At 66.5% G+C, this 8,637-nt stretch carries 8 protein-coding genes, 1 tRNA gene and 3 pseudogenes; 9 read left to right on the top strand and 3 right to left on the bottom strand.

Features of this window, described 5'->3' with window-relative positions; translation table 11 throughout:
* Positions 1-253 (top strand): annotated as a pseudogene (locus LX81_RS07605) (hypothetical protein); the annotation flags it as partial.
* 3 nt (positions 254-256) lie between these two features.
* Here LX81_RS07605 and LX81_RS07600 read toward each other — a convergent pair.
* Positions 257-1,033, bottom strand: a pseudogene (locus tag LX81_RS07600) (protein NO VEIN domain-containing protein).
* Between LX81_RS07600 and LX81_RS22735 the strand changes: the two are divergent.
* Entirely contained in the window at positions 986-1,159 is a 174-nt protein-coding gene (locus LX81_RS22735; protein ID WP_234822524.1) for a hypothetical protein, read from the top strand. The pseudogene LX81_RS07600 and the gene LX81_RS22735 overlap by 48 nt on opposite strands.
* Positions 1,160-1,481: 322 nt before the next feature.
* Here the strand turns inward: LX81_RS22735 and LX81_RS07595 are convergent.
* A tRNA-Ser gene (locus tag LX81_RS07595) sits at positions 1,482-1,571 on the bottom strand.
* A 136-nt stretch (positions 1,572-1,707) separates the two neighbouring features.
* Here LX81_RS07595 and LX81_RS23310 point away from each other — a divergent pair.
* The 7 genes from LX81_RS23310 (at position 1,708) to LX81_RS07560 (ending at position 7,764) form a co-directional block, all read left to right on the top strand.
* Positions 1,708-2,214 carry a hypothetical protein gene (locus tag LX81_RS23310; protein WP_146259404.1) on the top strand — a complete coding sequence of 169 codons (507 nt, stop codon included), beginning with the start codon at positions 1,708-1,710 and terminating at the stop codon, positions 2,212-2,214.
* 102 nt (positions 2,215-2,316) lie between these two features.
* Positions 2,317-3,507 (top strand): D-alanyl-D-alanine carboxypeptidase family protein, encoded by a 1,191-nt coding sequence (locus tag LX81_RS07585; protein WP_111536692.1) that lies wholly within the window; start codon positions 2,317-2,319, stop codon positions 3,505-3,507.
* Positions 3,504-4,124, top strand: a complete 621-nt coding sequence (gene tmk, locus LX81_RS07580; protein WP_111536691.1) for a dTMP kinase — start codon at positions 3,504-3,506, stop codon at positions 4,122-4,124. The genes LX81_RS07585 and tmk overlap by 4 nt, the downstream gene beginning before the upstream one ends.
* Entirely contained in the window at positions 4,121-5,227 is a 1,107-nt protein-coding gene (locus tag LX81_RS07575; RefSeq protein ID WP_111536690.1) for a DNA polymerase III subunit delta', read from the top strand. Before tmk ends, LX81_RS07575 begins: the two co-directional genes overlap by 4 nt.
* Positions 5,228-5,243: 16 nt before the next feature.
* Positions 5,244-6,038: a TatD family hydrolase gene (locus LX81_RS07570; protein ID WP_111536689.1), complete on the top strand. Its 795-nt coding sequence runs from the start codon at positions 5,244-5,246 to the stop codon at positions 6,036-6,038.
* Entirely contained in the window at positions 6,035-6,838 is an 804-nt protein-coding gene (locus LX81_RS07565; RefSeq protein WP_111536721.1) for an MBL fold metallo-hydrolase, read from the top strand. The genes LX81_RS07570 and LX81_RS07565 overlap by 4 nt, the downstream gene beginning before the upstream one ends.
* Complete coding sequence (locus LX81_RS07560; protein WP_111536688.1) at positions 6,835-7,764, top strand: AEC family transporter; 930 nt, start codon at positions 6,835-6,837, stop codon at positions 7,762-7,764. Before LX81_RS07565 ends, LX81_RS07560 begins: the two co-directional genes overlap by 4 nt.
* 19 nt (positions 7,765-7,783) lie before the next feature.
* Here LX81_RS07560 and LX81_RS07555 read toward each other — a convergent pair.
* A pseudogene (locus tag LX81_RS07555) lies at positions 7,784-8,635 on the bottom strand (ABC transporter permease); the annotation flags it as partial.
* Positions 8,636-8,637 lie beyond the last annotated feature (2 nt).

The following is an 8,637-nucleotide window of genomic DNA, read 5'->3' as shown; positions in this document are numbered from 1 at the left end:
AACGGGTGGGCGCAGGCTTGGACATGCCGGACAGCTATGTCGCTGGACTCACGATGTGAATCCCACGCAGGCTTTCTGCAACAAGGCCCTCTCCGACCGATACGTCAGCCGCCTCCTGCGCCTCGCATGGCTGGCGCCGGACGTCCTCGAGCGGCTGGTCATGCGCCGCGAACCCTGCGCGATCAGCCTCTACGACCTCTGCTTCGTGGCATCCCTGCCTTGGGACGAGCAGCCAGCGCGGGTGTTCGACTGACGGCTAGTGAAAGCTGGCCTGAAACGACGTCGGCGTCAGAGAGACATGCGCATCGAGCGGCGGGTACAGCTCGAACGCCCTTGGCTCGCGCGAGAAATTCCACATCCGGAACAGGCACCACGCCGCGCGCCGTTCGTCGGCAACGGCCAGTTCGTTCCGCGTGATGTGGAAGGGCGTGCGCTCCCACCCAGTCGTCGTCTTGACCTCGATCAGCCGCGGCTGGCCATCGGGCGAATAGCTGGCGATGTCGTAGCCCGCTCCGTCGCCGTCCTCCTCCGAGACCCAGCGGACCTTTCGCGCCAGATCATCTCGCCCCGCGGCCTTCAACGTGGCATGCTCATGCGCCAGGACGCGTTCCTCGCCAGCACGGCCGAGGGCGCGATTGCGCTCGTCCCGGCCTGCCACGTCGAACTTCCTCGCGATGTGCAGCATCTGGTCTAGCTCTTGCGGCGGAGGCTGGTTGGAGAGCGTCGGCGGAGGACTGATCCAGATCTGCGCCGCCTCGCGCATGCCGTCCGCGGGCCGCATGCCTGGCAACCGGCCGAGCCAATCCGGATGCTGCTCCAGCCACCGCGCCACCGCGTCGACCAGAGTCATCTGGAAATTGAAGGCGGGCTTGTAGCCCGGGATCCAATCCTCGCCGAGCCCCTTCAGCACCGCGCTGATGTTCTGGTGCTTGAACTCGACCGATCCCTATGACCGATCGTTCAGCAGAGGCAGGAGGGCCCGGCGATGCTCGGCTTTGCTGTAGCGGCGCCCGGCGATGTCGTCGGCCAGCATCGCGAAGTAATCCGCGACGATCAGGTCGTTTTCTTCATCGGTCCAAGGGCCACTCGCCATGCCGCCAGGCTAGAGGCGCGATGTGCGTTTGTCATCAATGGCTTCGTTGAGCCCGTCGCCGATTGATCCGCCAACGCTACGCGCTGTTCTGCCAGCGCACCTATCGGCTACGCCTCCTGCATGTTCGGTATCTGTTTCGGTCGATGGCGATGGAAACAGGGCGCGCAGTTTTGGCGGTGTTGCAAGTCAGGTCATTGGAAAGACGCGGAAAATTTCGACCGAACCGAAATCGGTGCGGTTCGCCCGACCAGAGACGATGGGCCATTCAGAGACGGAAAACGCTGCGCACCCGGGTCTCAGCGGTTCGCACTAAGTCGGCAAACTCCTTTGAAAACAGGATAAATTTCGCCTCGGGCGGGCGGCCTGAACAAGTTCGATAGGGTGATAATGGCGGAGGAGGTGGGATTCGAACCCACGGTACGCTTTCACGCACGCCGGTTTTCAAGACCGGTGCAATCGACCACTCTGCCACTCCTCCGATGACCCCGTCGTAACCCGGTAGAAGTGGCTTGAAAAGGCGAGATCGGAGCCTGCGGACGGGCGGGATCTTTCCTAGGCCGGGCGGCAAGGCTATGCAGTACGGGCAAGGCTCGAAACACATGAGGGGGAATGGTGTGACGCAGTTGTGCGAGCGGGCGCCGCGCGCGGTCGGGCGGGGCGATCGGGTGGGGCTGTTCCTCGTCGGGATGGCGTTGCTGTCGCTTGGGGCCTGCGACCGGATCCGGCGCGATCCGCCGCCGCTGCCGGATGCGACGGCCCCCGTCGCCGCGCCGGACGAGATCGAGGCGCCGGAAGTCTTCACCGCGACCGATCAGGGCCTGTGGGATGGGCGTCCGTCCCTTGGCGGAACCTGGGTCGCCTATCCCGGCGTGGATCGGCCGGAACGCGTGCTGATCCGCAACGACGAGACCGGACGCACGACGCGGGGCGCGCTGTTCCGTCGCGAGCGCGAGATGGACGGCCCGGCCTTCCAGGTGTCCTCCGACGCGGCGGAGGGATTGGGCATGCTCGCGGGGGCGCCCGCGTCCCTCACCGTCATCGCCCTACGACCCGGCGATACGACCTCCGGTGGAGGAGCCGAGCTTCCGGCCGAGGACGAGGCCGCGGCGCAGGAGCCATAGCGAGCGGCCCACGAACGGCCCACACGGATTCGGGACTGCCTTTTGCGGCGGTCTCCTGTTATCGAGACGCAACCATAGCGACATCCTGATGAGGGTCTTGTCATGTCCATTCTCCGCCGTGCCGCGGCGCTTCTCCTGCCGTTCCTGTTCGCGGTGCCTGCACACGCGGCCTTCGAGACACGGGCGACGGCCGCCTATGTCTACGACGTGACCACGGATACCGTGCTGGTGGAAAAGCAGGCCGACGTGCCTCTGCCGCCCGCATCCATGTCGAAGCTGATGACGCTGAACATGCTCTTCGAGGCGCTCAGGGACGGGCGCATCACGATGGAGACGCGGTTTGGCGTCTCGTCCAAAGCGAAGGCGATGGATGGCTCCACGATGTTTCTCAACGAGCGCGACCGGCCGACGGTGGAGGAACTCATCCAGGGGATCATCGTGATGTCCGGCAACGATGCCTGCGTGGTCGTGGCCGAAGGGCTCGCGGGATCGGAGGATGCCTTCGCACGGATGATGAACGAGCGTGCCGCCTCGCTCGGCATGTCGCAGAGCACGTTCGTCAACGCGAGCGGCTGGCCTGCGCTCAACCACCGCATGTCGGTCCGGGATCTGGGTATCCTCGCGACGCGGCTCGTGACCGAATTCCCGGAATATTACGGCTATTTCGCGCAGAAGGAATTTGCCTGGGACAACCGGGCGCCGAAGAACCGCTTCAACCGCAATCCACTTCTCGGCCTCGGGATCGGGGCCGACGGGCTCAAGACCGGCCACACGCAGGAGGCGGGGCATGGCCTCGTCGGTTCGGCGACCCAGGGCGCGCGGCGGATCGTCTTCGTCATCACCGGACTCGATTCATCGACGGCACGTGCGGAGGAGGCGGAACGCGTGGTCGCCTGGGCCTTTCGCCAATTCGTCGAGAAGACGGTCGTGACCGGGGGGCAGAGGATCGCGACGGCCGATGTCTGGCTCGGCGACGTGTCTCGCGTCGATCTCAATGCGGGGCGCGACGCACGGCTCCTCGTGCCCGCGCTCGAACAGGGAGAGATCACGGCCCGCGCGGCGTTCACCGATCCGCTGGAGGCGCCGATCGAGGCCGGGCAGGAAGTAGGCAAGCTGGTCATCACAATGCGGGGTCTGCCCGACAGCGAGATCCCCCTCGTCGCGGGTCGTGCGGTCGAGCGCGGAGGATTCGTACCTAGGCTCTCGACGGCGGCCAACGTCCTCCTCGCAAAGGTCGTCGAGAATATCGGCACCGGTGACGAAGAGGCCGACGAGGCGGTTGCGACCCAGTGACGTCGCGAGAACCCGGTCTTTTCCTCAGTTTCGAGGGGGTCGATGGATCCGGGAAGTCGACGCAGGCGGCGCTTCTCGCCGAATATCTTCGCGCGACCGGGCGGGAGGTCGTCCTGACCCGGGAGCCCGGCGGCAGCCCCGGGGCCGAGGAGATCCGCAAGCTCGTCCTGGAAGGATCCGCCGATCGATGGTCCGCCGAGGCGGAACTTCTGCTGTTCACCGCGGCGCGACGCGACCATGTCGAACGGCTGATCACGCCCGCGCTCGCACGCGGCGCGGTGGTCATCACCGATCGTTTCGCCGACAGCACGCGAATGTACCAGGGCCTCGCCGCGTCCGGGCTGCGCGAGACCGTCGATCGATTGCACGAGATGATGATCGGGATCGAGCCCGACCGGACGTTCCTCATCGACATGGCGCCAGATCGTGGCCTCGAGCGGGCGCTCGGGCGCTCCGGTGGCGAGGTCCGGTTCGAATCCCGCGGTCTCGAACTCCAGGAGCGGATGCGTCACGGCTTCCTCGATTTGGCGGCCAAAACGCCCGGAAGAATCGTTGTAATCGATGGCGATCGTCCGGCGGACGCCGTCGCTTCGGATATCAGGTCGCAGCTCCCATGAGCGAGGCCGCGAGCTACGAGCCGGACCGCGTCGAGGGTGTCCCCCATCCCCGCCATGCCACGCGCCTCTTCGGCCAGGAGGCTGCGGAGCGGACGTTTCTCGACGCGCTGAGGAGCGACCGGTTGCATCACGCCTGGCTCCTTTCCGGACCGCGCGGGATCGGCAAGGCGACCCTGGCCTGGCGCATTGCCCGGGCCCTGCTCGCAGTCCCCGGGGACGGAGCGGTCACGGACTCGCTCGACGTTCCCGCCGATCATCCCGTCGCCGCGCGGATCGCCGCCCTTTCAGAGCCGCGGCTGCTTCTCATGCGGCCGACGCTCGAGCCGACCCGTGGGACGGAGCGGCGTGAGATCACCGTGGACGTCGCACGCCGCGCCCGCGATTTTCTCCACATGTCCGCCGCCGATGGCGGAATGCGGATCGTGATCGTGGATTCCGCCGACCTCCTCAATGTCGCAGCCGCGAACGCCATCCTGAAGTTGCTCGAAGAGCCGCCGGCGCGGACGATCTTCCTGCTCGTCTGCCACGCCCCCTCTCGCCTCCTGCCGACGATCCGGTCGCGATGCCGGACGTTGCGATGCCACCCGCTCGCTGGCCCTGATATCGCAGCGGCACTCGAGGCCGCGGGTCTGCGTCCCGACATCGAGCCCGCCGCGCTCACGCAGCTTGCCGAGGGCTCCGCCGGGGAAGCGGCGCGCCTTCTGCAACAGGATGGGCCATCGCTTTATGCCGATCTCGTCGGTATCTTCTCGTCTGAGACCGGTTTCGATCGCGCCTCGCTCTCGGATCTCGCCGCGGGGCTCGCGGGGCCCGGCACGGGCGGGCGGTTCGAGATCGCGATACGCCTGATCGACCTGATGCTCGCGCGGCTTGCCCGGCGCGGGGCCGGAATGCTGCCGGAGGCGGAAGCGGCGAAGGGGGAGGCCGCACTCCTCGCCCGACTGGCTCCCGACATGGCGGCCGGACGTCTCTGGGCGAGCCGCCAGCAGGAGGTCACCGCGCGTCTCGCCCACGGGCGGGCGGTCAATCTTGACCCCTCCGCACTCATCCTCGATACGGGGCTGAAGATCAACGAGACGGGCCGCGCGATCCTCGCGCGCTGACCCTCATTGAGACGCCATGACGACGATCACCGACAGCCATTGCCATCTCGACTTTCCCGATTTCGACGCATCACGTGACGCCGTCGTTGGGGATGCCGTCGCCGCGGGCGTCGCACGCATGGTCACGATCTGCACGAAGCTGAAGAACGTGGACCGGGTCCGGGCCATCGCGGAGGCGCACGAACCCGTTTTCTGGGCCGCCGGGACGCACCCCATGAGCGCCGCCGAGGAGCCGATGGCGCGGCTGGACGAGCTTGTCGAGCTGACACGGCATCCGAAGATGGTGGCGATCGGGGAGACCGGGCTCGACTATCACTACACGGCCGAGACGGCGGAGGTGCAGATGGAAAGCCTGCGCGTCCACATCGCCGCCGCGCGGGAGACGGGTCTGCCGCTCGTGATCCATGCGCGCGACGCCGATGACGACATGGCGCAGATCCTGTCCGAGGAACACGCGGCCGGTCCCTATGCCTGCGTCATGCATTGCTTCTCCTCGGGCGCCGCGCTGGCCGAGACCGCGCTGGATCTGGGCTTCTACCTCTCCATGTCGGGCATCGCCGCCTTCCCGAAGAGTACGGCGCTGCGGGAAATATTCGCTGCGGCCCCGCTCGAACGGATCCTCGTGGAGACGGACAGCCCCTATCTCGCGCCGCCGCCCCATCGCGGCAAGCGCAACGAGCCCGCCTACACCGCGCATACCGCGCGGGTGGGGGCGGAGACGTTCGGCCTTTCCTACGAGGATTTCGCCGCCGCCACGGAGGCGAATTTCGACCGGCTCTTCGCCAAGGCCGCCCGGTGGCGGCCGCAATGAGCGACACGCTCCGGTTCACCATCCTCGGCTGCGGATCGTCGGGCGGCGTGCCGCGCGTGGGCGGCCATTGGGGTGCGTGCGATCCGGCGGATCCGCGCAATCGACGCCGCCGCTGCTCCTTGCTCGTCGAGCGCGAGGGAGCGGAGGGGACGACCCGCGTCCTGATCGACGCCTCGCCGGATCTGCGCGACCAACTCCTCGATGCGGGCGTGGGAACGCTCGACGCGGTGGTCTTCACCCATCCCCATGCCGATCATTGCCACGGGCTCGACGATCTCAGGATGGTCGTCTTCAATCGCCGCGCGCGGCTTCCCGTCTGGGCCGACACGGCCACGCAGGTCGATCTCTTTGCGCGGTTCCGCTACGCCTTCGAAACGCCGGAAGGGTCGAGCTATCCGCCGATCCTGGAGATGAACACGATCGAACGCACGATCGCCATCGACGGGGCAGGGGGGCGCGTCACGCTCGATCCGTTCCGTGTCGGTCACGGGAATATCGACGCGCTCGGTTTCCGGATCGGTGGTCTCGCCTATCTTCCCGATGCGGGTGCGATGACCGAGGAGGCCTGGAGGGCCGTGGAAGGGATCGATGTCTGGATCGTCGACGCGCTCCGCCGCGATCCGCATCCGAGCCATTCGCACCTCGCGCGGACGCTCGACTGGATCGCCCGCGCGGAGCCAAAGCGCGCAATCCTGACCGACATGCACAATGATCTGGACTATGCGACGCTCGATGCCGAGACACCGGCCAACGTGACGCCCGCCCATGACGGCATGACGCTCTGCCTGCCTGCGCCGTGAGCGCACTCCTCGACGTCATCCTGCCGGTCTTCCTGATCATCGGCTTCGGCTATCTCGCTGTCCGGCTCTCCTTCTTCTCCGACAGCGCGACCGACGGGCTGATGGCTTTCACGCAGCATTTCGCCATTCCCTGCCTACTTTTTCGCGCCATCGCCACGATCGATCTCGGGGCCGAGTTCCGGGCCGATCTGCTCTTCTCTTTCTATGCCGGCGTGATCATGGGGTTCACGGCCGGGCTCTTGGGGGCGCGGTATCTCTTTTCGCGAAGCTGGGAGGATTCGGTCTCCATCGGCTTCTGCGCGATGTTTTCCAATTCCATCCTACTCGGGGTGCCGCTTGCGGAACGCGCCTTCGGGACCGAGGCGCTGGCCTACAATTACGCCATCATCGCCCTTCATGCCCCGATCTGCTATTTCGTCGGCGTCACCCTGATGGAGCTCGTTCGTGCCCGCGGAGAGCCGATCCGGGGCCTTCCACTCAAGGTGCTGCGCGCCATGTTGCGGAACGCCCTGGTGATCGGGATCGTGCTCGGGTTCGTTGTTAATTTCGCGGGGATCGGATTGCCCTCCGTCATCGACGACGCACTCGAGATGATGATCCGTGCGGCGCTGCCTGCCGCCCTCTTCGGGCTCGGTGGCGTGCTCGCGCGTTATCGCCCCGAAGGCGACATGCGGGTGATCCTGTGGGTCTGCGGCGTCTCTCTCGTGCTCCACCCGTCGGTGACCTATCTCACCGGCTCGGCCCTGGGCCTCGGGCGCGATCCGCTCCGCGCGGCGGTCATCACCGGCGCCATGGCGCCTGGCGCGAACGGCTACATCTTCGCGAGCCTCTACGGCGCGGCGCCGCGCGTGGCCGCGTCGTCGGTCCTGATCGGGACCATCCTCTGCGTCGGAAGCGTCTGGGTCTGGCTCCTGATCCTGCCCTGACCAGTCACGTGCCGGTCCTTCAGCCCGGCGACATCCCGCGGAGGCGCTCGGACCGACGGCGCAGCAGTTCCACGACCGTGAGAAGCGCAATCGAGATCACGACGAGGATCGTGGCCACGGCGAGGATCGTCGGCGAGATCTGTTCCCTTAGCCCGATGAACATCTGCCAGGGCAGGGTCTTCTGACCGGCGGAGCCCACGAAGAGGACGACGACCACCTCGTCGAAGGAGGTGATGAAGGCGAAGAGCCCGCCCGAGATCACGCCCGGCAGGATGAGCGGCATCTGCACCTTGAAGAAGGTCCGCATCGGCCCTGCGCCGAGATTGGCCGACGCCCGGGTCAGAGAGCGGTCGAACCCAACCAGTGTCGCGGTGACGGTGATGATCACGAAGGGAATGCCCAGGGCCGCGTGGGCGAGGACGACGCCGATATAGGTGCCCTGCAGGCCCAGGCGGGAATAGAAGAAATACATTCCCGCCGCCGAGATGATGAGCGGCACGATCATCGGCGAGATCAGGATCGCCATGATCGCGCGGCGGAAGGGCACGTGGCTTTGCGACAGGCCCACCGCCGCCAGCGTGCCAAGCGCGACGGAGATCAGCGTTGCCACGGGGGCGATGCGGACCGAGTTACTCAGCGCCTGCTGCCAGTTCGGATTGGTGAAGAAGTCCCGGTAGTGCCGGAGCGAGTAGGCATCGGCCTCGAAGGCCAGCATGCCGGGCGTGAAGGTGAAGAAGTTCTGCGCGTTGAAGCTCAACGGAATGATCGTGAGGATCGGCGCGATCAGGAAGAAGAAGATCAGGCCGCAGATCACCAGGAAGGCGTAGTGCCAGATCTTCTGGCCAAGGGTCGCATAGGGGGGGAGTTCCATGA

The organism is Palleronia aestuarii (assembly GCF_003253995.1).
Lineage (GTDB): Bacteria > Pseudomonadota > Alphaproteobacteria > Rhodobacterales > Rhodobacteraceae > Palleronia > Palleronia aestuarii.
This window is presented reverse-complemented; position numbering and strand designations above follow the sequence as displayed.